Here is a 21,113-nt window from a genome sequence, read left to right as displayed (position 1 = left end):
CCCGTATCGGTTACTCAGGGTCGTCGGCGAGGGATCTCGCGGACCGGACGCAGTGGGCGAGGGCCTCCCGCGCGTACGCGGGAGAGGCACCGGCCATCCCACACGACGGGGTGACCACGACGGTCTCCGCGAGGAGCCCCGGCGCCAGCCCCAGCCTGCGCCACAGCGACCTGATGACCCCGACGCTACCGGTCGGGTCCGACAGTGCCCCGGACTCCGGCTCCAGTGGCGGCACGACCCCGGCGAACAGCGCCGTGCCGCCCTCCACCGCCTCGCCCAACGCCTCGTCGAGCGCGTCCCGTTCGTCCCGCCGGTCCGGTTCGCCGGACGCGGGCCCGGCGGCCTGCTCACGCACCGTGGCCGGGGGCTGGGAGAGCGGCGAGGGCCGCGCGGGGTCGGCCAGCAACGCGGCGTCGAAGGAGATCCCCGCCGCCCCGGCCCGCCGGAGCAACCGGACGGGCAGCACTGCGCCGCACGAGTGAACGACGGTGGGCACGTCCGCCCGCTCGATGAGCGCCCGCAGCGCGCCCTCCACCAGCGCGCGGTCCACGGCGGGGTGCGCGCGGTAGCCGCTGGCGGTCCGCACGTCACCGCGGAGCACCGCGCCGAGCGAGGGCTCGTCGAGCTGGAGGACCGGGTGCGCGCCGGGGACCCGGCGGCGCACCTCCGCCAGGTGCTCCACCACGCCCTCGGTGAGCGAGGCGGCCAGGTCCCGGCGGGCGCCCGGGTCGCCGAGCACCGCCTCGCCGTTGCGCCGCTGCACCGTGGCCGCGAGCGTCCAGGGGCCGACGACGGACACCTTGAGGGCGCCGGAGTAGCCCTGGGCGAACTCCTCCAGGGCGTCCAGGTCCTCGCCGAGCCAGGAGCGGGCGCGGCGGGTGTCGCGGCCGGGGCGGTCGCAGAACCGCCAGCCGCTCGGCTCCAGCTGGGTGTACATGTCGACGAGGAGACCCGCCGTCCGCCCCGTCATGTCGGCGCCGGGCCCCCGCGCGGGAAGCTCGGGCAGGTGCGGAAGGTGGGGCGGGCCCTCCAGGGCGCCGGTGACGGTCCTGGCCGCCTCCCGCGCGTCGGTACCGGGCATGGAGCCGATCCCGGAGGCCGCGCCCGGGCCCCAGGGGTGCTTGCGTCGCGTCTCACTCACGCCGGAAGCGTACGTGCGGCACGGCGGCGGCTGGCCGGGAGGGAGCGCGGCCGGGCGAACCGGAGCGGCGCGGCGACCCGGGGCGCACCGGGCGCGGGCGGGTGGGCCGGGGTCAGCCCGGGGGGCGGATCTGGAGGTCGGTGACCTCCGCGTCCCGGGGCAGGTCGAGCACGGTCAGCACGGTGCCCGCCACCGTCCCCGCGGCCATCCAGCGGTTCGCCTCGTACGCGCGGCCCTCCTGCCGGTGGACCTTCTCCTGCATCGCGGTCGCGGTACGCCCCGGGTAGACCGAGGTGACCCGCACCCCGTTGCCCGCCTCCTCGGCGCGCAGCGCGTCCGCGAGCGCCTTCAGCGCGTGCTTGCTCGCCGCGTAGGCGCTCCACTGCGGGTTGGCCCGGAGCCCGGCCCCCGAGTTGACGAAGACGGCGTGGCCCCGGGCCAGCCGCAGCTGGGGCAGGAGCAGCCGGGTCAGCTCCGCCGGGGCGGCCACGTTGGCGGCGAGGGTGGCGCTCCAGACGGCCGGTGTGAGTTCCTCGACCCGGCCCAGCTCCACCACCCCGGCCACCTGGCACAGCGAGTCCAGCCGCTCCGGCAGCTCCTGGTGGCTCAGCGCCCAGGACAGCCGTTCGGGCCGGGCGAGGTCCCCGACCACGGTGCGGGCTCCGGGGAAGCGTTCGGCCAGCTGCGTGGCGCGGCCCGCGTCCCGGGCGAGCAGCCACAGCTCGTCCCCGCGGTCCTGGAGGCGTTCGGCGAGGGCGGCGCCGATGCCCGATCCGGCGCCGGTGATCAGATGAGTTGCCATGGCCCCATGATCTCCCGGGGCCGCGTCCGTTCCCCAGCCCCTCGCGCGGTCCCGCGCGAGGGGCGCGGTGGAGACGGCGTGGGAGCGGCGGGATACGGGGGGGGTACCGGGGAGCGGTGGGGACGCGGGAGCGGCGCGCGGCCTCGCGGGTGGTCCGCTGATCCGGCGGCCGCGGGGGCGTACGGGCGGGCGGGGGCGCGGCGATTTCCGGCCAGTCACGGACGGGACGGCGCTCCGGGACGTGGTCCGGGCCGGGGCCGGGCGGAACCCGTGGGCGCCCGCTGGCCCACCCGGGGGGCGGCGGCCGGTCAGGCCGCCGCGTAGGGGTACTGGGGAGCGGTGCTGACCAGCGACTCCAGGGTGGCGTGCTCCTCCAGGCAGCGGCCCGTGCCGAGCGCGACGCAGTCCAGCGGGGCGTCGGCCACCAGGACCGGCATCCCGGTCTCCCCGCTGAGCCGTTCGTCCAGCCCGTGCAGCAGGGCTCCGCCGCCGGTCAGGACCATGCCGCGCTCCATGATGTCGCCGTACAGCTCGGGCGGGCACTCGTCGAAGGCGGTGCTCACGGCGTCCACGATGGCCTGTACCGGCTCGGACACCGCCTCCAGGATCTGGCCCTGGCTCAGCTCGACGGTCTGCGGCATGCCGGTGGTGCGGTCCCGGCCGGAGACCCGCACGGGGCCGCCGATACCGAGTCCCACCTTGATCTCCTCGGCGGTCCGCTCCCCGACGGCCATGGTGAAGTGCTTCTGTAGGTAGGCGTTGATGGCGTTGTCCAGCGCGTCCCCGGCCGTGCGCACGGAGTGCGCGGTCACCACGCCGCCCATCGAGATCACCGCGATCTCGGTGCTGCCGCCGCCGATGTCGACCACCATCGAGCCGCGGGCCTCGTGCACCGGCAGCCCGGCGCCGAGCGCGGCGGCCATCGGCTCCTCGATCAGGTGCACGGAGCGCACTCCGGCGCGGGCGGCGGTCTGGAGCACGGCCCGGCGCTCCACTCCGGTCACCCCGCTGGGCACGCAGATCACCACGCGGGGGCGGCCGCGCTTCCCCAGGGCCGAGCGGATGAAGCGGCGCAGCATGCCCTCCGCCGCGTCGAAGTCGGTGATCACTCCGCCCTTCAGGGGACGGGTGGCCGTGATGCTGCCCGGGGTGCGGCCGACGGCTTGTTTTGCCTCGGTGCCCACCGCGAGCACCTTGCCAGTACGCCCTTCGACCGCTACCACAGAGGGTTCGTTGAGGATGACCCCGCGCCCGCGCGCGTACACCAGAGTGTTGGCGGTGCCGAGGTCTATGCCGACGTCGCGGCTGGTGAACCTGGTGATCGAGGTGCTCTTCGCCATGGGGGACTCACTGATGTCGTAGGTCGCCGTCTCCCAGCAAGATGCACTAAATACCGCCATGTCGCACTGGCAGGCCCCATACCCAACTGTCCTGGTTTCGTGGTAAGCGGGCCCCGAAAAATCTGCGGGTACAAACCCACAGGTCGGAGGTGGTTTGAACATCAATCTAACGGCTGTACACGCGATTTGGTGGCATAGATCTTCGCCCGGTGGATAGCTATGCGCTGAGACCGCGTGCGGATCCCGAGACAGGCTGTGCTTTCCCCCGGGGGGAGACCCAGGCCGAGTGCGGCAAGACCGCCGGCCGACCCCGGCTGAGGTGTCCCGGGACATCGCATCGGATTTGCCGTCCCTTCTACCGGAGGTTTCGTCATTACCGCGCGACCGGCTCAGGAGTTCGGAGACAACCCCGTCGAGGTCCGGGAGACCGGGCACTACACCGAGGAATACGTTCCCAGCTTCGTGGAGAAGTGGGACTCTCTCATTGACTGGGAGAAGCGGACAGAAAGCGAGGGAAATTTCTTCATTGACTTGCTTCGCAAGCGGGGCGTGAAGAGCGTTCTTGATGTCGCGACGGGTACCGGGTTCCACTCGGTGCGACTGCTCGAAGCCGGTTTCGAGACCGTCAGCGCAGATGGGAGCGCTGACATGCTCTCCATGGCCTTCGAGAACGGGAAGGCCCACGGGGAGCACATCCTCCGGGTCGTGCAGGCCGACTGGCGCTGGCTCAACCGGGACGTGCACGGCGAGTACGACGCCATCGTCTGTCTCGGGAACTCCTTCACGCACCTCTTCGAAGAGGGGGACAGGCGCAAGGCGCTCGCCGAGTTCTACGCCATGCTGAAGCATGACGGAATCCTCATCCTGGACCAGCGCAACTACGATGTGATGCTGGACAAGGGGTATTCGAGCAAGCACACGTTCTACTACTGCGGCGAGGATGTCGCAGTGGAGCCGGAACACGTCGACGAGGGCCTGTGCCGAATGCGGTACAAGTTCGCTGACAATTCCGTCTACCACCTCAACATGTATCCGCTGCGAAAGGACTACACGCGGCGTCTCATGACCGAGGTCGGATTCCAGAACATCGAGACCTACGGTGATTTTCAGCACACCTACCGCGACGAGCAGCCGGACTTCTTCATCCATCTCGCGGAGAAGGAGTACCGGCCGGAGGGGTATGGCGGAGCCGTCGGCACGGCCCGGGACTACTACAACTCCTCCGACGCCGACACCTTCTACCAGTCCGTCTGGGGCGGCGAGGACATCCACGTGGGCCTCTACGAGGGCCCGGACGAGCCGATCGCGGACGCCAGCCGCCGCACCGTCGCGCGGATGGCGGCGCGGCTGGGCCTGACGAGGGAGTCGCTCGTCCTCGACCTCGGCTCGGGCTTCGGCGGCTCGGCCCGCTACCTGGCGGAGAACCACGGCTGCCGGGTGCTGGCGCTGAACCTCAGCGAGGTGGAGAACCAGCGGAACCGTGAGCTGACCGCGGAACGCGGTCTGACCAGCCGCGTCGAGGTGCGGGACGGATCCTTCGAGGCGATCCCGTTCCCGGACAACCACGTGGACGTGATCTGGTCGCAGGACTCCTTCCTGCACAGCGGTAACCGGGTGAAGGTGCTGGAGGAGATCGCGCGGGTGCTGAAGCCCGGCGGCCAGCTGATCTTCACCGACCCGATGGCGGCCGACGGCTGCCCGGACGGTGTCCTCCAGCCGATCCTCGACCGGATACACCTGGACGACATGGGCTCGCCCGCCTTCTACAAGGAGGAGCTGGCGCGGCTCGGCTTCGTACCGGCCGACAGCGGTGACGGCTTCTCCGAGCACACCGCGCAGCTGCCCACCCACTACGGGCGGGTGCTGGCGGAGACCGAGCGTCAGGAGAACGAGGGGCTCGGGGACCGGGTCAGCTCGGACTACCTCGCCCAGATGAAGAAGGGGCTGCGGCACTGGGTGGACGGGGGTCGGGCCGGTCATCTGGCCTGGGGCATCTTCCACTTCGCCCTGCCCGGCGGGCGCTGAGCCAGCGCCCGCCCGACGCGGGGCGGACGGCCGGGCGGCCCCGCCGCCCCGGTCACCGCGGAGACCGCCGCCCGCTCGCGCGTCCCGCGCTCACGAGCCCGTGCCCCACGGGGACGGCACTCCGCACGGTGTTCGTGGCGCCCGGCTCCGCCGCCTCCCGGGGCCGGGCGTCTCCGGCGTGGTTCCGGCCCGTTCCCCCGGCGCGTCCCGCCGGTGGGACGGGCCGCGCGACGCGGCGTCCGCTCCGTCCCGTCGTCGCGCTCCTCCGGGACCGCGACCACCCGCGCCTCCGGCCGTGCTCACCCGCGGCCGGTGCGGCGGCCGACCCGGCCCGGCGTTCGCTCGCCCGGTCCCAGGGACGGCCGCCCGGTGGGGCTGGGAGCCCATCGCGCGGGCGGAGTGGGGCGGCCGGGTCACGCACCCGGCCGCCCCGCACCACCTCCGGCGGCCCCGGTCCGTCAGCGGGTTCAGCCGCCCCGGGTGTCTCCGTTCGGCGGGTCCGGCACCCTGCGGACCGTCCGCCGCACCGCGTCCGGGACGCGGGTCTCCCCCGTCCCCGGGATCGGTGACGGGAGGGTCTGCGGCCCGGCTTCGAGCAGCCGGCCGAGGCCGCGCCGGGTCGCGGCGACGATGACGCGGTCGCCGCGCTGGAGCAGGTAGCCCGGGTGCAGCTCCCACTGGAAGGCGCCGGGCTCCCCGACCGGGTTGCTCAGATCGGAGAGCAGGTCCGGCGGCCCCTGCCCCTCCGCCGCGACGTCCAGGGCCAGCACCCGCCAGGCGCCAGCGCGGGACGCCTCGGCGACGGTGCGGCCCTCCAGCAGCGGGTTGTCCCGTACGTCCACCGCGGCGAACACCAGCACCCGCCGCCCGACCGGGATCGCGCCGAGCACCTGCCGCCCCATCATCGCCCCGGCGAAGGCGGGCGCCGCGAGGGCGGAGACGCTGCGGCTGCGGGTCTGCGCCGCCGGATAGGTGTCGCGCAGGGTGCGGTACACGGTGGTCGCGAAGTTCTCGTCGAACAGCCGCATCACCAGGCGCAGTTCGGGCCGTATCTCGCGGGCCGAGAGGGACGCCTCCAAGTTGGTGCCGTCGCTGCTGGTCAGCGCGAGCAGGGTGCGGCTCCGCTTGATCTTCGCCGCCTCCAGCACCCCCTCCTTGGTGACGTCCGCGATCAGCGTCGGCACCCGGTGGGCCCGGGCGATCTCCACCCCGCGCGCCTCCGGGTCACGGTCGACGCAGACGACCGGGATCTCCAGCTCCAGCAGCCGGTCCAGCACGCGGGAGCCCACCTTGCCCAGTCCGAGCAGCACCACGTGCCCGGACAGACCGCGCGGCGGCACCGGCAGCGAGGTGGCCCGGCGGAAGGCGCCGTAGCTCTCCAGGACCACGGCGAGCAGCAGCGGCAGCATCATCATCCCGGCGAGCGCGGCGAGGAGCTGGAGCAGCTGCTCGTCGGGCGGCTCCTCGATGTTGGGCTCGTTGATCGCGAAGACGTCCAGCAGCGTCAGATAGCCCGCGTGCAGCAGGGAGCCGTCGCTGATCGTCCAGTTGACGATCGCGAGGGTCAGCACCATCAGCGTCAGTCCCAGCAGGGCGTAGCGCAGCCGCCGGGAGAAGAACTCCTTGAAGGTGACGAGCCGGGGGAAGCGCGCCGGGCGCGGGCCCGCCTCCCTGGGGCGGGTGATCGCCTCCAGCACCACGGCGCCCCGCCGCCGGGGCAGTCCGACCAGCGCCTCCTCGCTGGGCAGCAGCACCGGGCCGTCCAGGTCGCGCTGGTCCTGACCGTCCTCGCCCCCCTCGGGCTCGTCGCCGTCGCCCTCGTCGGAGTCCTCGGTGTCGGGCAGCAGGGCGAGCGTGGCCAGCGGGTCGCGTCGCGTCGCGGTGCCGAGCGTCCGCTCCTTCGCGCGCAGCAGCAGCCCGTCCGCGTGCACGATCTTGTCGCTGCCGACCACGGCGGAGGCGACCAGCAGCGGCGCCGCGGTGTCCGCGTCCGAGAGGACGGTCGTGCTGGCGTCGACCGCGTCGCGGTCCAGCCCCGGGCTGTGCAGTTCGGTCGCGCGGTCCAGCAGGCTCTCCAGGTATCCGCCGAGCGTGCGGTTGAACATCCGGATGACCAGCCGCACGCGCGGGTTGATCCGCCGGGCGCGCAGCGCGATGTGGATGTTGAGCTGGTCGTCGCCGGAGGTCAGCGCGAGCGCCCCGGCGTGCTCGATACCGGCCCGCTGTAAGGCGTGGTCGTCCGGTACCTGCGCCTCGACCGCCGACACGGGAAGGTCCTCCCGGCCGACGAGTTCGGCGATCCGTGGTCCCTGGTCACCCCCTCTGAGCGAGGGCAGTACCACGACCACCTGCTGCTTGTAGACGGTGGCCAGCTCCTTGGCCACCCGCTGGGCGAGCGCGTTGTCCCCGCACACCACCATGTGCCCGGGACGCCGGTTCCCCTCTACGCTGCCTCGCATGGTTGCCAAGAACAGCTCCCCCTCCGCGGGCCGACCGGCCCGGAACATCTGTGTCTTCTGCTCGGCCGCCGAACTCGGCGCCGTGTACACCGAGCCTGCCCGTGAGTTCGCGGAGCTTATCGGCGGACGCGGACACTCGCTGATATGGGGCGGGTCCAACGTCGGACTGATGCGCGTGATCGCGGACGGCGTGCGGCACGCCGGGGGCGGACTGGTCGGTGTGTCGGTCGAGTTCCTCCGCGACAAGGCCAGGACGGACGCGGACGAGATGATCGTCACCCGGGACCTCGCCGAACGGAAGGCCCTGTTGCTCCAGCGCGCCGACGCGATCGCGGTGCTGGCGGGCGGCACCGGAACGCTGGACGAGGCGACGGACATCCTGGAGCTGAAGAAGCACGGTATGCACGCCAAACCGGTCGTCTTCCTCAACTCGGCCGGGTTCTACGACGGTCTGCGGCTCCAGATGGAGCGGATGGAGGCGGAGGGCTTCCTGCCCCGGCCGCTCGCCGACCTCGCCGGCTTCGCCACCACCCCCGCCGAGGCCCTGGAGTGGGTCGAGGGCTGAGCGGGCCCGGTGCCTCACACGCCTGCTGACGCAAGCCCCTCAGCCTCATCGGAGCAGATGTGGTTGAGGGGCCAGATCGTCCTCCGAAGCAGGACCTTCAGCGCGTATCATCCCGCACAATTTCACGCAGTCCATCGATAAACGCCCGGAAGCTCATCGAATTGTTGCGGTCCGGGTCAAGATGCGGTCCAATACGTTGACCCCACATGGTTTTCGCCGTCATGCGCACACCGGCGCCACGGAGCACCCGATTAAAGGCTTCGGATGGTTTTCCATCTACACAGTCAGGATTTCCACGAAAGCGCTTAGGCGGTTCGACGGGAATTTTCGGGAACGCCTTACGAACGGCTCTCCAATCCCCAAAGTACCAGCTTTCGAGCTCACGTACCGCGATTCGATTTAAGACACAGAATTCACCCCCCTGTTTCCCTTTAACCGTGAGCCCGGCCTGCATGGCAATCGAATCCAAATTCGCTTTTAGATTTCGGCAATCGTCGTCGTCCTTGTCGAGAAGAACCAGAATCCGCACGTCATCACCCCGATCGCGAGCAGCCGCATACCCGCGAAGACGTGCGGGTAACTTCTTGAGGAGATCAGGCTTTCCCCGAAACTGCCGAATACGCACCGTCACCTGGGCATCCGCTACAACCCGGTGGACCAGATCTTTGACTGCTATCCCAGCAGACTCTTCTTCCACCAGGATTTCCAACTCAACGGCACGGATCCCCCGCGCCGCACGGTCCTTATCGCGGCGCTTCACTGCTCATCCCCCACCGCGATCACCGGCGTTCTGGGGTCCGGCACGTCCTCGAAAAACCCCTCCTCCCAGAGAGTTCCCAGCAGAGCACCCTGGTGCAGCATGTCGTTCACCCGGGGCAGCTCATGAGGTCGCACCACGCGCGTGTACCCGTCCGCACCCCTATGCAGCGCGATTACCTCGTCGGGCGTACAGGAGTTTAGAAAATCCCGTGAATGCGTGGTCACTACAATCTGAGAGAATGCACTGGAGTGCCGACACTGCTCAGCGAGACCAGGAAGGACTGTCGGGTACAGGTGGTTCTCTGGCTCCTCGACGCCAATAAACGGCGCCGGGTCCGGATCATAGAGCAACGCAAGATAGGACAGCAATTTGAGAGTGCCATCCGAAGAGTTTCTAGCCAGCACCGGCTTCTGGAAAGGGGCATCCTTGACGAACAAAACCAGCCGCCCGTCAGGCGAAGTCTCATAATCCGCACGCTCAAGGGCGGGAACCGTTTCACTGAGCGCCTGCATAACCCGCTCAAGCCTCTGGGGATGATTCTCCTTTAGATACTGCAGGACGTTGCTGATGTTGTCCCCAGTCCTCGACAGTCTTTCCTGAGGTCCGGCGACGGGAGATTTCCTCTCATCTGCTACCGAGAGATATGAGAGATACCAGCCTGAGATGAAACGGCGCAGCGCGGCGACCCGTGGATGCGATCTAAACTGGCCGAGGGCGTTTACTGCCAGTCGATCGTAACTGTCCAGCTCCTCCGAGCTCTTCCGCCCGTCCTCGTCAACCACGTACCCCGACCCCCGGCTGAAGTCCAGAACGTGGGTCGGCCTCCCAGGACCGGGCCTCCGCGTCCAGCGCAGAAGCTCCTTGGCCACCACGGGACGTCCGCCCTCCTCATCGAACTCCAGCCGGTACGTCAGCTTCTTCGCTGTAGGGCTCTCGCGGTAGGAGAGTTGGATGGAGATCGGTCCCTCCATGCCGCGTGAACGAAGCTGATCCATTCCGCCGCGTGCATCCCAGGCGCTGCGCACGCCGGATGTGAAGCACGTTTCCAGAAATGCAAACACATCGAATAGTGTCGATTTCCCGCTTCCGTTCGGCCCGACCAACACCATGAACGGTCTGAGGTTTTTGATCTTCACATCACGCAGTGCGCGATAGTTTCCGACTTCGATCGACTCGATAACAGGGGGCCGCATACCGCTCCTCAAGACGTCTCCGGAGACTCACAGGTCCCATTCTCACCCAGTGCGCGATCACTGACAGCCACTCCGGGAACCGCACTGTGTGGGTCACGCTGGTGAAGGGCTGCCCGCCGAGGCCCTGGAGTGGGTCGAGGGCTGAGCGGGCCCGGTGCCTCACCGGACGCCGGGCGGCGCACCCCACCGCCACCGAACGGCGGGACGCACCGGGCGGCGGGCCGGTGTCAGCTGGCGGTGGGGGCGGCGCGGGTGGTGCGCGCGATGGTGGCGGAGCCGACCACGCGGGTGCCGTCGTACAGCACGACGGCCTGCCCGGGCGCGACGCCCCGCACCGGCTCCTCGAACGCCACGAGCAGCTCGCCGTCCCGGAGTTCGGCCGTCACCTCGCACTCGCCGCCGTGCGCCCGGAGCTGGGCGGTGTACCGGCCGGGGCCGGTGGGCGGGGCGCCGCACCAGCGGGGGCGGAGGGCGGTCAGGGCCGTGACGTCCAGCGAGGAGGCGGGGCCGACGGTGACGGTGTTGTCCACCGGCGAGATGTCGAGCACGTACCGCGGCTTGCCGTCCGGCGCGGGGTGGCCCAGCCGGAGGCCCTTGCGCTGGCCGACGGTGAAGCCGTACGCGCCCTCGTGGCTGCCGACCCGCTCCCCCGACTCGTCGACGATGGCGCCCTCGGCGGTGCCGAGCCGCCGGGCGAGGAAGCCCTGGGTGTCACCGTCCGCGATGAAGCAGATGTCGTGGCTGTCCGGCTTGCTGGCGACGGCGAGCCCACGCCGCTCGGCCTCCGCGCGGATCTCCGCCTTGGTCGCCCCGGTGTCCCCGAGCGGGAACATCGCGTGCGCCAGCTGCCGCTCGTCCAGCACCCCGAGGACGTAGCTCTGGTCCTTCGCGGCGTCCCCGGCGCGGTGCAGCTCGCGCTCGCCGCCGTCTCCGGTGACGACGGTGGCGTAGTGGCCGGTGCACACCGCGTCGAAGCCGAGCGCCAGCGCCCGGTCCAGCAGCGCGGCGAACTTGATCTTCTCGTTGCAGCGGAGGCACGGGTTGGGCGTCCGGCCCGCCTCGTACTCGGCGACGAAGTCCTCGACCACGTCCTCGCGGAAGCGCTCGGCGAGGTCCCAGACGTAGAACGGGATGCCGATCACGTCGGCGGCCCGGCGGGCGTCCCGGGAGTCCTCGATCGTGCAGCAGCCGCGCGCCCCCGTACGGAAGGACTTGGGGTTCTCGGACAGCGCGAGGTGGACACCGGTGACGTCGTGCCCGGCCTCGACGGCGCGGGCGGCGGCGACGGCGGAGTCGACCCCGCCGGACATGGCGGCGAGCACGCGCAGACGTGGACGCGCGGGCTCGGCTGGGGTGCTGGCGTGTGCGGTCATAGCCCGTCCAGGGTACGGCCCCCGGCGCGGCCCGGCCGAGCGGCCGCCGGGAGCGGCGGACGCCGCGCGCGGACCCGGACGGACGGTACCGGGGGACGCGAGCGGCCCCCGGCGGAGGGTCTCCGCTTTCGGCCGCGCGGCAGACCGAGGGACAATCTCCTCATCGGATCAGGAGCGCCTCCCCGGTACCGGAGCACCACCGCCGGAGCCCCGCGGACGGCGCCGCGCACGGGGAAGCGAGCGCATGGCAGACGACGACCGGCCAGAGGGAATCAGCAGGCGCAAGCTGTTGATCGGAGGCGGTGTCACGCTGGGCGCGGCCGGTGCGGGAGCCTACGCCGCCTGGGACGCGCTCACCCGGCAGTGGTGGCGCGTCCCCGGGAACCACAAGCCCCGCCGGACGGGCGTGGTGGACTTCCGGGGCGCCGAGTGGGTCGCGGCCGCCGAGGCCAACTGGCGGCGTGCCAACCGGCCGGACGACTACCGCATCGACCGGGTGGTGATCCACGTCGTGGAGGGCACCTACCCGGTCGCGCTCAAGGTCTTCCAGGACCCGCGGCACGGGGCAGCCACCCACTACGTGGTGCGGAAGGACGGGCACATCGCCCAGCTGATACGCGAGCTGGACGTGGCCTACCACGCGGGCAACCGGGCGTGGAACGACCGCAGCGTCGGCATCGAGCACGAGGGCTTCGTCTCCCGGCCGCAGGACTTCACCCCGGACATGTACCGGGCCTCGGCCCGGCTTACCGCGCGGATCTGCACCCGGTACGACATACCCATCGACCGGAAGCACATCGTGGGCCATATCGAGGTGCCCGGCGCCGACCACACCGATCCCGGGCCGCACTGGGACTGGAAGCGCTACATGCGGCTGGTCCGCGCCGCCGCCCGCTGAGGCCCGCCCGGCCCGCCGGTCGTGCGCGGGACGAACGGAACCGGCCGGCGGTCAGCTCAGCCCGGCGTTCCCGGCCCGCTCCACCGCCGGGCCGATCGCCCCGGTCAGGGCCGCCACGTCGGCCTCGGTGGAGGTGTGCCCGAGGGAGAACCGGAGGGTGCCGCGCGCCAGTTCGGGCGCCATCCCGGCGGCCAGCAGGACGTGGCTGGGCTGGGCCACGCCGGCCGTGCAGGCGGAGCCGGTGGAGCACTCGATGCCCTGGGCGTCCAGGAGGAGCAGCAGCGCGTCCCCCTCGCAGCCGGGGAAGGCGAAGTGCGCGTTGGCGGGCAGCCGTCCCGCCGGGTCGGGGTCACCGTTGAGCACGGCCCCGGGGACGGCGGCGCGCACTCCCTCCACCAGCCGGTCGCGCAGCGCCCCGCCCCGCTCGGCGAACTCCACGCGCTCCGCGACGGCCCGCCGGACCGCGACCGCGAAGGCGGCGATCGCGGGGGTGTCCAGGGTGCCCGAGCGCACGTGGCGCTCCTGACCGCCGCCGTGCAGCACCGGCACGGGGGTGTACTCCCGCCCCAGGAGCAGCGCGCCGATGCCGTAGGGCCCGCCGGTCTTGTGGCCGGAGACGGTCAGCGCGGCCAGCCCGGAGGACCCGAAGTCGAGCGGCAGCTGCCCGCAGGCCTGCACCGCGTCCGCGTGCAGGGGTACGTCGAACTCCCGGGCCACGGCCGCCAGTTCGGCTACCGGCTGGACGGTGCCGACCTCGTTGTTGGCCCACATCACGGTGGCGAGCGCCACGTCGTCCGGGTTCCGCTCGATGGCTTCGCGCAGGCCGTCGGGGTGCACCCGGCCGTGGCCGTCGACCGGCAGCCAGTCGATCCGGGCGCCCTCGTGCTCGCCCAGCCACTCGACGGCGTCCAGCACGGCGTGGTGCTCGACGGGGCTGGCGAGGACGCGGACCCGTGCCGGGTCGGCCGCCTTCCGCTCCCAGTAGAGGCCCTTGACGGCCAGGTTGTCCGCCTCGGTGCCGCCGGAGGTGAAGACCACCTCGCTGGGCCGGGCGCCGAGGGCGTCCGCCAGCGCCTCGCGGGACTCCTCGACGGCGCGGCGGGCGCGTCTGCCCGCGCCGTGCAGGGAGGAGGGGTTGCCCAGGGTCGCGAGCTGTTCCGTCATGGTCCGCACGGCCTCGGGGAACATCGGGGTCGTCGCGGCGTGGTCGAGGTACACGGTGGCGGGTGCCCCGGGGGCACGGGCGGTGTCGACTGTATGGGCCATGGTGCCGCCGATTCTACGAGCAGCCCCGCCCTCCCCCGCGCCCCCGTCCGTCCCGCTGCCCGGCGTCCGCGCTGGTCGTCGGCGGCTCCACGGTGGCGCGGCGGCGGGGGCTGCCGAACCGCCGCCCCCGCGCCCGCCGGGGCCGGTTCAGTCGCCGCGGTGCTCGGCCTGGAACATCCACTGGTGCTTCTCCAGCTCACCGGTGAGCTGGATGAAGATGTCCTCGGTGACCGGGTCGGCCTCCCCGACGGCCACCATCCGCTCCCGGGCCTTGGTGATCACCGCCGCGAGCGCGTCTACCATCGCCTGGACCGCGTCGGTGTCCTGCTGCCAGCCCTCCTTGACGATCCCCGCGGAGCTGTGCGCCGCGACGGTCGCCGAGCGCCCGTCCGGGGGGACGCCGAGGGTGGCGGCGCGCTCGGCGACGGTGTCCGAGTAGTTCCGCGCGGTGTCCACCACCTCGTCGAGCTGGAGGTGGACGGAGCGGAAGCGCGGGCCCACCACGTTCCAGTGGATCTGCTTGGCGATGAGGGAGAGGTCGACCAGGTCGACGAGCGCGCCCTGGAGGGACGCACCGACGATCTTCAGGGACTCCCCGGGAAGGGTGCTCCGTACTGCGTTCGACACTGTGTGACCGCCTTCTCTCGAACGACGCCTCTTCTCCTCTTCCAAGCTACCTGGAATCGGCCAAACGGCCCGTTGTCGACGGTTACCGGGGCGTTCACCCCACGCGGTCCGGACCCGCGGGAACGCCCCGGCCACGAGCGGCTCCGGGAGCGGACAGCGGCGGGCGGCCCACCCCGGGAGCGGACGGCGGCGGGCGGCACCGTGCGGCGCCGGGGCCGCTCAGCCGATCCGGGCGCGGGCCAGCTGGCGAGACTGGGCGACGAGCCGGTCCTCGGAGTCCCAGATCTCGGCGTCCTCCTCCAGGAAGCCCCCGGCGAGGTTGCGGGTGGAGATCGCGACTCGGAGCGCGCCGGGCGCTGGGCGGCCGCGGACGTGCACGGTCAGCTCGACGGTGGGGACCCAGCCGGTGAGGCCGAGTTCGAAGGCGGTGGGCGGCAGCGCGTCCACCGTCATCAGCAGGGACAGCGGGTCGGCGGCCCGACCGTCGGCCAGTCCGAGCCAGGCCCGCATCTCGCCGCGCCCGCTGGGGGTGCCCACCGCCCAGCCGCAGGTCGACGGGTCCATCCGCAGGTCGAGCCGGTGGACCATCTCGGAGCCGCCGTCCGTGCCCTTCGGGGCGTCGGCCGCGCTGAAGCAGCCCTCGGGCGGCGGCATGGCCGGGGGTTTGGCGCTGGTGCGCACGTCGTCCGGGAGGGCGGCGAGGTCTCCGTAGGTGGCGAGGACCCGGATGCGCTCGGTCTCCTCGCCGTCCGGGCCGGTCTGGTACAGCCCGGCGGTGGCGGTGGACAGGGTCCGGCCGGCGCGCAGGGTGTCGACGCGGACGGTGGCGGGACCGGCGCTGGTCGCGCTCAGGTAGTGCGCACTCACCGTGAAGGGGTCCGGGTGCGGCAGCTCCTCCCCGAGGGCCCGCCCGAGGACGGCGAGCAGGTAGCCGCCGTTCAGCGCGTGGCCGATGCCCCAGCCACCGGAGAGTTCGGCCCGGTAGTCGCCGGGACCGGTCCGCCGTACGGCGGTGTCCCGGTCGAACTCGTACTCCACGGCGGGCGGTGCGGACGCCGGCGCTGGCACGGGGCTCCGCTCGGGCGCGGAGTCGCCGGTGGGGACTCCGGTGGTGACATCAGACATGCGGGCACGGTACACGGATTTTGTTACCCGCGGGTATCCGTCCCCCGCCAGCGGCTCCGGGACGCCCCCGTCCCCCGCGCCCAACGGCGCCGGGGACGGGCGGCCACCCGGATCAGACCGTGGCCAGCGGCTCGGTGTCCTCGGGGTGCTGGTCCTCGGCGTTCTCCGGGTGGTGGCAGGCCACCTCGTGTCCGGTGGCCAGCGAGAGCAGCGGCGGCTCCGTCGTCTTGCAGATCGTCGTCGCCTTCCAGCACCGGGTGTGGAAGCGGCAGCCGGTCGGCGGGTGCATCGGCGAGGGCACGTCGCCCTGGAGCAGGATGCGCTCCCGGCCCCCGCCCTCCTTCCTCCGGCGCGGGTCCGGCACCGGCACCGCCGAGAGCAGCGCCCTGGTGTAGGGGTGCATCGGCGTCTCGTACAGCGTGGAGCGGTCGGTCAGCTCCACCAGCTTGCCGAGGTACATCACCGCGATCCGGTCCGAGACGTGCCGGATGACGGAGAGGTCGTGCGCGATGATCACGTAGGTCAGGCCGAGTTCCTGCTGGAGGTCGTCCAGCAGGTTGACCACCTGCGCCTGGATCGACACGTCCAGCGCGGAGACCGGCTCGTCGGCCACCACGAGCTTGGGATTGAGGGCCAGCGCCCGGGCGATGCCGATGCGCTGCCGCTGGCCGCCGGAGAACTCGTGCGGATAGCGGTTGTAGTGCTCGGGGTTGAGCCCGACGACCTGGAGGAGCCGCTGCACCTCCTCCTTGACGCCACCCTCCGGGCGCACCTTCTGGAGCGCGAAGGGGGCGCCGACGATCGCGCCGACCGTGTGCCGGGGGTTCAGCGAGGAGTACGGGTCCTGGAAGATCATCTGGACGTCGCGGCGGATCGGCCGCATCTCGGAGGCGCTGAGATGCGTGACGTCCGTCCCCTGGAAGACGACCTCGCCCGCGGTGGGCTCCAGCAGCCGGGTGATGAGCCGTCCCATGGTGGACTTGCCGCAGCCGGACTCGCCCACCACCCCCAGGGTCTCGCCCTGCCGGACGTCGAAGTCCAGCCCGTCCACCGCCTGGACGGCGCCGACCTGCCGCTTCAACAGCCCCTGGCGGACGGGGAAGTGCTTCTTCAGCCCGCGCACCCGCAGGAGCGGCTCACCGTCGGCCGGCTCGCGCGGCTCCGCCGCCTCCCGGGGCTCCCCCGAGGTCTGCTCTGGGATCGTCATGCGCTCGTCCTCGTTCACAGCTTCGGGGCAATCTCTTCGTTCCAGATCCGGTCGCGCTGCGCGGCGGAGAGGTGGCAGGCCGTCAGGTGACCCTCCGCCACCACGCGCAGCTCCGGCCGCTCGGTGCGGGTCCGCTCCTCACCGGGCAGGTCCGCGTACGGGCAGCGGGGGTTGAACGCGCAGCCGGACGGGATGTTGATCAGGCTGGGCGGCGAGCCCTTCACCGGGACCAGCCGCTCGGTGCGCTCCCGGTCGATACGCGGCATGGATCCCAGCAGGCCCCAGGTGTAGGGGTGGTGGGGCTCGTGGAAGACCTGTTCGGCGGAGCCGTACTCCACGCACCGGCCGCCGTACATCACCAGGATGTCGTCGGCCAGCTCGGCGACGACCCCGAGGTCGTGGGTGATGATGATGACGGCCGAGCCGAACTCCTGCTGGAGGTCGCGGATCAGGTCCAGGATCTGGGCCTGGACGGTCACGTCGAGCGCGGTGGTCGGCTCGTCCGCGATCAGCAGCTCGGGGTTGTTCACCAGCGACATCGCGATCATGGCGCGCTGCCGCATACCGCCGGAGAACTCGTGCGGGTAGCTGTTGACCCGCTTGTCCGGCTGCGGGATCCCCACCCGGTCGAGCATCTCGACCGCGCGCCGCCGCGCGTCCTTCTTGGAGACGTCGTGGTGGACCCGGTAGGCCTCCACGATCTGGTGCCCGATCGTGTAGTACGGGTGCAGCGCGGAGAGCGGGTCCTGGAAGATCATCGCCATCTCCCGGCCGCGCAGCCGCCGTACGGTGTCCGGCGCGGCCCCCAGCAGCTCCTGCCCGTCCAGCCAGATCTCGCCGGAGATCCGGACCTTGGACTTGTCCCGCTGTCCCGCGGTGTGCAGCCCCATCACGCCGAGCGAGGTGACGGACTTACCCGAGCCCGACTCCCCGACGATGCCGAGGGTGCTGCCCTTCTCCAGCGAGAAGGTGAGCCCGTCGACCGACTTGACCAGTCCGTCGTCGGTGGGGAAGTGCACCCGCAGATCGCGCACGTCGAGGAAGGCGCGCGGGCTCTCGCCGTCGGCCGCGGGCTTCCCGGAGACCTCGGAAGGCGCCGGGCCCTTCGAGACCGCCGGGCCCTCGGTGGCTTTCGGGCCCTGGGAGACCTCGGGGATCCCGGCGGTCCCGGTCTCCCCGGCGCCGTCGTCAGCGGCGCCGTCGGCGGCGGCCTCAGCGGTGTCCGGCCGCTCGGGGGTGTCCGCGGTGTCCGGGGACTCCCCGGTGCGCGTCGCCGCGGTGGCCTCCGGCTCCGGGCTGGCGCCCGCCTCCGGCTCCTTCGCGGCCGTGTCCGGCTCGGGCTCCGGGGCGGCCCCCGGACGGGATGCGGTCATGCCAGCCTCACTCGGGGGTCGATGACGGCGTAGACGAGGTCCACAATCAGGTTGCAGACGATGACGAAGGCCGCCGTGAACAGCGTGACGCCGAGGATGATCGGCAGGTCGTTCTGCTGGATCGCGGCATAGGCGAACTGGCCCAGCCCCGGGTAGGAGAAGACCGTCTCGGTGACGACCGCGCCGCCGAGCAGCAGCCCGAAGTCCATCCCGAAGACGGTGACCACCGGGATCAGCGCCGAGCGCAGCCCGTGCTTGCTGATGACCACGCGCTCCCGCAGACCCTTCGCGCGGGCGGTGCGGATGTAGTCCTCACCCAGCGTCTCCAGCATCCCGGACCGGGTGAGCCGCGCGTAGAGCGCCGCGTAGAGGAAGGCGAGCGTGCACCAGGGCAGCACCATCGCCTGTGCCCAGGCGACCGGATCCTCCGTCAGCGGGACGTAGACGTTGGTGAACACCGGCCAGTGGAAGACGAACACCGCGAGCGAGAGGACACCGGTGAAGAACATCGGCAGCGAGACGCCGGCCAGCGCGACGCCCATCGCGATCCGGTCGAAGATCGAACCGGGGCGGAGGGCCGAGATGATGCCGGTGCCCACACCGGCGACCAGCCAGATGGTCGCGGCGCCGAGCGCCAGCGAGGCGGTGACCGGAAGCCGGTCGACCATCTGCGGCCACACCTCGAAGTTGTCCTTGAAGGAGTAGCCGAAGCAGGGGAAGTTGCACTGGGTCGGGTCCGGGCCGATCTGGTACTCGCGACCGGCGACCAGACCGCTGATGAAGTCCCAGTACTGCTGGTAGAGGGGCTGGTCGAAGCCGAGGTTCTTCTTGACCGCGGCGATGGCCTCGGGTGAGGGGTTACGGCCGACGTACTGCGCGGCGAGCGAGTCGGTGGTGGTGCCGGTCAGCCGCGGCAGCAGGAAGAAGATCGCAAACGTGATCGCGCTCACCACGAGCAGCAGCAACACCGCGGCGATCGTCCGCCTGACGAGGTACACAAACACTGATGAGCGGCTTCTGTGGCCCCCGGCCGCCAGCGCCTCCCTGTGGGGAGGTCCGGGCGGTCGATGACCAGCGCTGCCTTCACCTGCCTTCCACGGCGTGGGCAGTCGGGGGGCGGGACGTCAGCTGACGGAGGTCAGAAACGGGAGGGCCCCGGGCCAGCGGTTCGCCGCTGGCCCGGGGTCACGGTCACTTGAGACCGAGGTTGAGGTAGTCGTACTGACCGCTCCAGGCGGGGTTGGCTACCACGTTGGTGAGCTTCGGTGACCGGTAGTGCAGCGCCTTGCGGTAGGCGAGCGGCACGATCACCGCCTGCTCCATCACCATCTTGTCGACCGTGACGTAGGCCCGTTCCCGGGACGCCTCATCGGTGTTGGCGATGGTCTTGTCCAGCAGATCGTTGATCTTCGGGTCGTCCAGCTGGGACAGGTTGGTGTTGCCGGACTCCTTGATGGCGTCACCGTGCATCACCTGCTGGAGGTAGCCGAAGCCGGTCGGCCAGTCGGCACCCCACTCCATCATCATGATGCCGATCTTCTTGTCCTCGGTGAACTTCGGGACACCGGCGTAGTTCTCGAAGTACTTGTTGGTCGGGTACTTCTGGAGCTTCGCGTTGATACCGACCCGCTTGAGCGAGGACTGGACCGACGTCGCCGCGTCGACCTCGTCCTGCCGGTCGTTGCGGGCGGTCAGCGTGGTGCTGAAGCCGTTCGGCTTACCGCACTTCTTCAGCTCGGCCTTGGCCTTGGCGATGTTGCCCTTGTTGTCCTTGGTCTTGAACAGGTCGTACTTCTTGTGACCGGGCAGGTCCGAGGGGAGCACCGTGCTGGCGATGTCGCCCTTGACCGGGCCGCCGAAGGAGGTGCGCGCCGACTCCTTGTCGATCGCGTACTGCACGGCGCGACGGCAGGCGAGCTTGTCGAACGGCGCGACCTTGGTGTTCAGGGCGGAGTAGAACAGCCGGCCGCCCTGGGCGTTGTCGGTGTTCGGGTCCTTGTCGGAGAGCAGCTCGGACTGGGTCTGGGCCGCGACACCGGTACCCATGAGGTCGACGTGGGTCTTGCCGGCCTTCAGGTTGTTGTCGATGGTCTCCTGGTTGACCTTCAGCTTGACCACGATCTTCTCGGGCAGCTGCTTGCGCATCGGGTCGTTCTTGGCGCTCCAGTGCTTGTTGCGCACCAGCGTGACCTGCTGGTCGTGCTTGTAGTCCTGGATGCTGTACGAGCCCGAGGAGACCATGTTCTCGACGTACTTCGCGCCCTTGTCCTTGGACTTGGGAACCGGCGCCGACTGCGGGTTGGCCAGCAGGTAGTCGAACTCGGCGAAGGACTGCTTGAGGTGGAAGATGATCGTGTGCTTGTCCGGGGTCTCGATGGACTTGAGACCGTCCTCGTTGTCCTTCTCCTTGTACGGACCCTTGTACGGCTTGTCGTTGTCCTTCAGGTACTGCTTGAGGTACACGGGGCCGTTGTGGTTGACCTCGGGGGCGAAGTTGCTCCGCTCGATGGCGTGCTTGACGTCCTTCGAGGTGACCTCGGTGCCGTCGTCGTACTTCACGCCCTTGCGCAGCTTGTACGTCCAGGTCTTCGCGTTGTCCGAGGGCTTGCCCAGGCTCTTCGCGAGGTCCGGGACGACCTTGTTGCCCTGGTCGCCGGCGCCCGGCTGGAAGGTGGTGAGCGGACGGGCGTACAGGCGGCTGAAGTTGAAGATGAAGCCGTAGTACGTGTTGCCGGGGTCGAAGGAGTCCGGGGAGTCCTTCGACTCGTAGACGAGCGTCCCGCCCTTCTTTTCCGAGGCGTTGACCATCTGCTTGACGGCGGCGTTGGCCTTCGCGTCGCCTTCCTCGGTCTTGTCACCACCACCGCACGCGGTGGCCGTGAGCACCACGGCGACCGAAGCCGCCAGCAGTGCGGCCGATTTCGACCTGCTCTTCATGGTGGAGTGTGCCCCCTGGTTC

Annotated in this window: 17 protein-coding genes; 3 read left to right on the top strand and 14 right to left on the bottom strand. The window is 70.9% G+C overall.

Annotated elements, in window-relative coordinates; all coding sequences use genetic code 11:
• Positions 1-10: 10 nt before the first annotated feature.
• The 3 genes from E0L36_RS12665 to E0L36_RS12655 form a co-directional block, all read right to left on the bottom strand.
• Positions 11-1,081: a methionine synthase gene (locus tag E0L36_RS12665; RefSeq protein WP_219636672.1), complete on the bottom strand. Its 1,071-nt coding sequence runs from the start codon at positions 1,079-1,081 to the stop codon at positions 11-13.
• A gap of 172 nt (positions 1,082-1,253) precedes the next feature.
• The gene (locus E0L36_RS12660) at positions 1,254-1,943 is read right to left on the bottom strand and encodes an SDR family oxidoreductase (protein WP_180929121.1); all 690 of its coding nucleotides are present in this window, start codon (positions 1,941-1,943) and stop codon (positions 1,254-1,256) included.
• A 308-nt stretch (positions 1,944-2,251) separates the two neighbouring features.
• Positions 2,252-3,283 carry a rod shape-determining protein gene (locus E0L36_RS12655; RefSeq protein WP_180929120.1) on the bottom strand — a complete coding sequence of 344 codons (1,032 nt, stop codon included), beginning with the start codon at positions 3,281-3,283 and terminating at the stop codon, positions 2,252-2,254.
• 531 nt (positions 3,284-3,814) lie between these two features.
• Between E0L36_RS12655 and E0L36_RS12650 the strand changes: the two genes are divergently transcribed.
• Positions 3,815-5,308 carry a class I SAM-dependent methyltransferase gene (locus tag E0L36_RS12650; RefSeq protein ID WP_219636546.1) on the top strand — a complete coding sequence of 498 codons (1,494 nt, stop codon included), beginning with the start codon at positions 3,815-3,817 and terminating at the stop codon, positions 5,306-5,308.
• A 467-nt stretch (positions 5,309-5,775) separates the two neighbouring features.
• Here E0L36_RS12650 and E0L36_RS12645 read toward each other — a convergent pair whose 3' ends face one another.
• Positions 5,776-7,728 carry an NAD(P)-binding protein gene (locus E0L36_RS12645; RefSeq protein ID WP_180929968.1) on the bottom strand — a complete coding sequence of 651 codons (1,953 nt, stop codon included), beginning with the start codon at positions 7,726-7,728 and terminating at the stop codon, positions 5,776-5,778.
• Between the two features lie 37 nt (positions 7,729-7,765).
• Between E0L36_RS12645 and E0L36_RS12640 the strand changes: the two genes are divergently transcribed.
• Entirely contained in the window at positions 7,766-8,332 is a 567-nt protein-coding gene (locus E0L36_RS12640; protein WP_180929119.1) for a TIGR00730 family Rossman fold protein, read from the top strand.
• 97 nt (positions 8,333-8,429) lie between these two features.
• Here the strand turns inward: E0L36_RS12640 and E0L36_RS12635 are convergent, their stop codons facing one another.
• From E0L36_RS12635 to mnmA, 3 genes are all read right to left on the bottom strand, one after another.
• Complete coding sequence (locus E0L36_RS12635; protein WP_180929118.1) at positions 8,430-9,092, bottom strand: DUF4276 family protein; 663 nt, start codon at positions 9,090-9,092, stop codon at positions 8,430-8,432.
• The gene (locus tag E0L36_RS12630) at positions 9,089-10,285 is read right to left on the bottom strand and encodes an AAA family ATPase (protein ID WP_180929117.1); all 1,197 of its coding nucleotides are present in this window, start codon (positions 10,283-10,285) and stop codon (positions 9,089-9,091) included. The genes E0L36_RS12635 and E0L36_RS12630 overlap by 4 nt, the downstream gene beginning before the upstream one ends.
• 227 nt (positions 10,286-10,512) lie before the next feature.
• Positions 10,513-11,658: a tRNA 2-thiouridine(34) synthase MnmA gene (gene mnmA / locus E0L36_RS12625; protein ID WP_180929116.1), complete on the bottom strand. Its 1,146-nt coding sequence runs from the start codon at positions 11,656-11,658 to the stop codon at positions 10,513-10,515.
• A gap of 244 nt (positions 11,659-11,902) precedes the next feature.
• On the opposite strand from mnmA, the gene E0L36_RS12620 reads away from it, so the two are divergent.
• Positions 11,903-12,556 carry an N-acetylmuramoyl-L-alanine amidase gene (locus E0L36_RS12620; protein WP_180929115.1) on the top strand — a complete coding sequence of 218 codons (654 nt, stop codon included), beginning with the start codon at positions 11,903-11,905 and terminating at the stop codon, positions 12,554-12,556.
• A gap of 51 nt (positions 12,557-12,607) precedes the next feature.
• Here the strand turns inward: E0L36_RS12620 and E0L36_RS12615 are convergent, their stop codons facing one another.
• The 7 genes from E0L36_RS12615 to E0L36_RS12585 all read right to left on the bottom strand — a co-directional run bounded on the left by E0L36_RS12615 (position 12,608) and on the right by E0L36_RS12585 (position 21,091).
• Positions 12,608-13,822: a cysteine desulfurase family protein gene (locus E0L36_RS12615; protein ID WP_180929114.1), complete on the bottom strand. Its 1,215-nt coding sequence runs from the start codon at positions 13,820-13,822 to the stop codon at positions 12,608-12,610.
• Between the two features lie 147 nt (positions 13,823-13,969).
• A complete protein-coding gene (locus tag E0L36_RS12610) occupies positions 13,970-14,449 on the bottom strand; it encodes a Dps family protein (protein ID WP_180929113.1) in 480 nt (159 codons plus the stop codon).
• A 219-nt stretch (positions 14,450-14,668) separates the two neighbouring features.
• Positions 14,669-15,574 carry a thioesterase family protein gene (locus E0L36_RS12605; protein ID WP_180929112.1) on the bottom strand — a complete coding sequence of 302 codons (906 nt, stop codon included), beginning with the start codon at positions 15,572-15,574 and terminating at the stop codon, positions 14,669-14,671.
• A gap of 112 nt (positions 15,575-15,686) precedes the next feature.
• Complete coding sequence (locus E0L36_RS12600) at positions 15,687-16,781, bottom strand: ABC transporter ATP-binding protein (RefSeq protein ID WP_180929111.1); 1,095 nt, start codon at positions 16,779-16,781, stop codon at positions 15,687-15,689.
• A 14-nt stretch (positions 16,782-16,795) separates the two neighbouring features.
• Positions 16,796-18,154, bottom strand: a complete 1,359-nt coding sequence (locus E0L36_RS12595; RefSeq protein ID WP_258016150.1) for an ABC transporter ATP-binding protein — start codon at positions 18,152-18,154, stop codon at positions 16,796-16,798.
• Complete coding sequence (locus tag E0L36_RS12590) at positions 18,151-19,158, bottom strand: ABC transporter permease (protein WP_180929110.1); 1,008 nt, start codon at positions 19,156-19,158, stop codon at positions 18,151-18,153. Before E0L36_RS12590 ends, E0L36_RS12595 begins: the two co-directional genes overlap by 4 nt.
• Before the next feature lie 187 nt (positions 19,159-19,345).
• Positions 19,346-21,091: an ABC transporter substrate-binding protein gene (locus tag E0L36_RS12585; protein WP_180929109.1), complete on the bottom strand. Its 1,746-nt coding sequence runs from the start codon at positions 21,089-21,091 to the stop codon at positions 19,346-19,348.
• Between the last annotated feature and the right edge of the window lie 22 nt (positions 21,092-21,113).

It is taken from the genome of Streptomyces sp. AJS327 (genome assembly GCF_013450295.1).
In the GTDB taxonomy this organism is placed as follows: Bacteria; Actinomycetota; Actinomycetes; order Streptomycetales; family Streptomycetaceae; genus Streptomyces.
Note: the sequence above shows the minus strand (reverse complement) of the source record. Positions and strands in the feature narration are given on the sequence as shown.

Coding starts and splice junctions, on each gene's coding strand:
- E0L36_RS12640 (WP_180929119.1), top strand. CDS start 7,766: ATGGTTGCCAAGAACAGCTCCCCCTCCGCGGGCCGACCGGCCCGGAAC.
- E0L36_RS12615 (WP_180929114.1), bottom strand. CDS start 13,822: ATGGCCCATACAGTCGACACCGCCCGTGCCCCCGGGGCACCCGCCACC.
- E0L36_RS12600 (WP_180929111.1), bottom strand. CDS start 16,781: ATGACGATCCCAGAGCAGACCTCGGGGGAGCCCCGGGAGGCGGCGGAG.
- E0L36_RS12585 (WP_180929109.1), bottom strand. CDS start 21,091: ATGAAGAGCAGGTCGAAATCGGCCGCACTGCTGGCGGCTTCGGTCGCC.
- E0L36_RS12645 (WP_180929968.1), bottom strand. CDS start 7,728: ATGGTGGTGTGCGGGGACAACGCGCTCGCCCAGCGGGTGGCCAAGGAG.
- E0L36_RS12655 (WP_180929120.1), bottom strand. CDS start 3,283: ATGGCGAAGAGCACCTCGATCACCAGGTTCACCAGCCGCGACGTCGGC.
- E0L36_RS12620 (WP_180929115.1), top strand. CDS start 11,903: ATGGCAGACGACGACCGGCCAGAGGGAATCAGCAGGCGCAAGCTGTTG.
- E0L36_RS12630 (WP_180929117.1), bottom strand. CDS start 10,285: ATGCGGCCCCCTGTTATCGAGTCGATCGAAGTCGGAAACTATCGCGCA.
- E0L36_RS12595 (WP_258016150.1), bottom strand. CDS start 18,154: ATGACCGCATCCCGTCCGGGGGCCGCCCCGGAGCCCGAGCCGGACACG.
- E0L36_RS12605 (WP_180929112.1), bottom strand. CDS start 15,574: ATGTCTGATGTCACCACCGGAGTCCCCACCGGCGACTCCGCGCCCGAG.
- E0L36_RS12660 (WP_180929121.1), bottom strand. CDS start 1,943: ATGGCAACTCATCTGATCACCGGCGCCGGATCGGGCATCGGCGCCGCC.
- E0L36_RS12665 (WP_219636672.1), bottom strand. CDS start 1,081: ATGCCCGGTACCGACGCGCGGGAGGCGGCCAGGACCGTCACCGGCGCC.
- mnmA (WP_180929116.1), bottom strand. CDS start 11,658: ATGACCGCACACGCCAGCACCCCAGCCGAGCCCGCGCGTCCACGTCTG.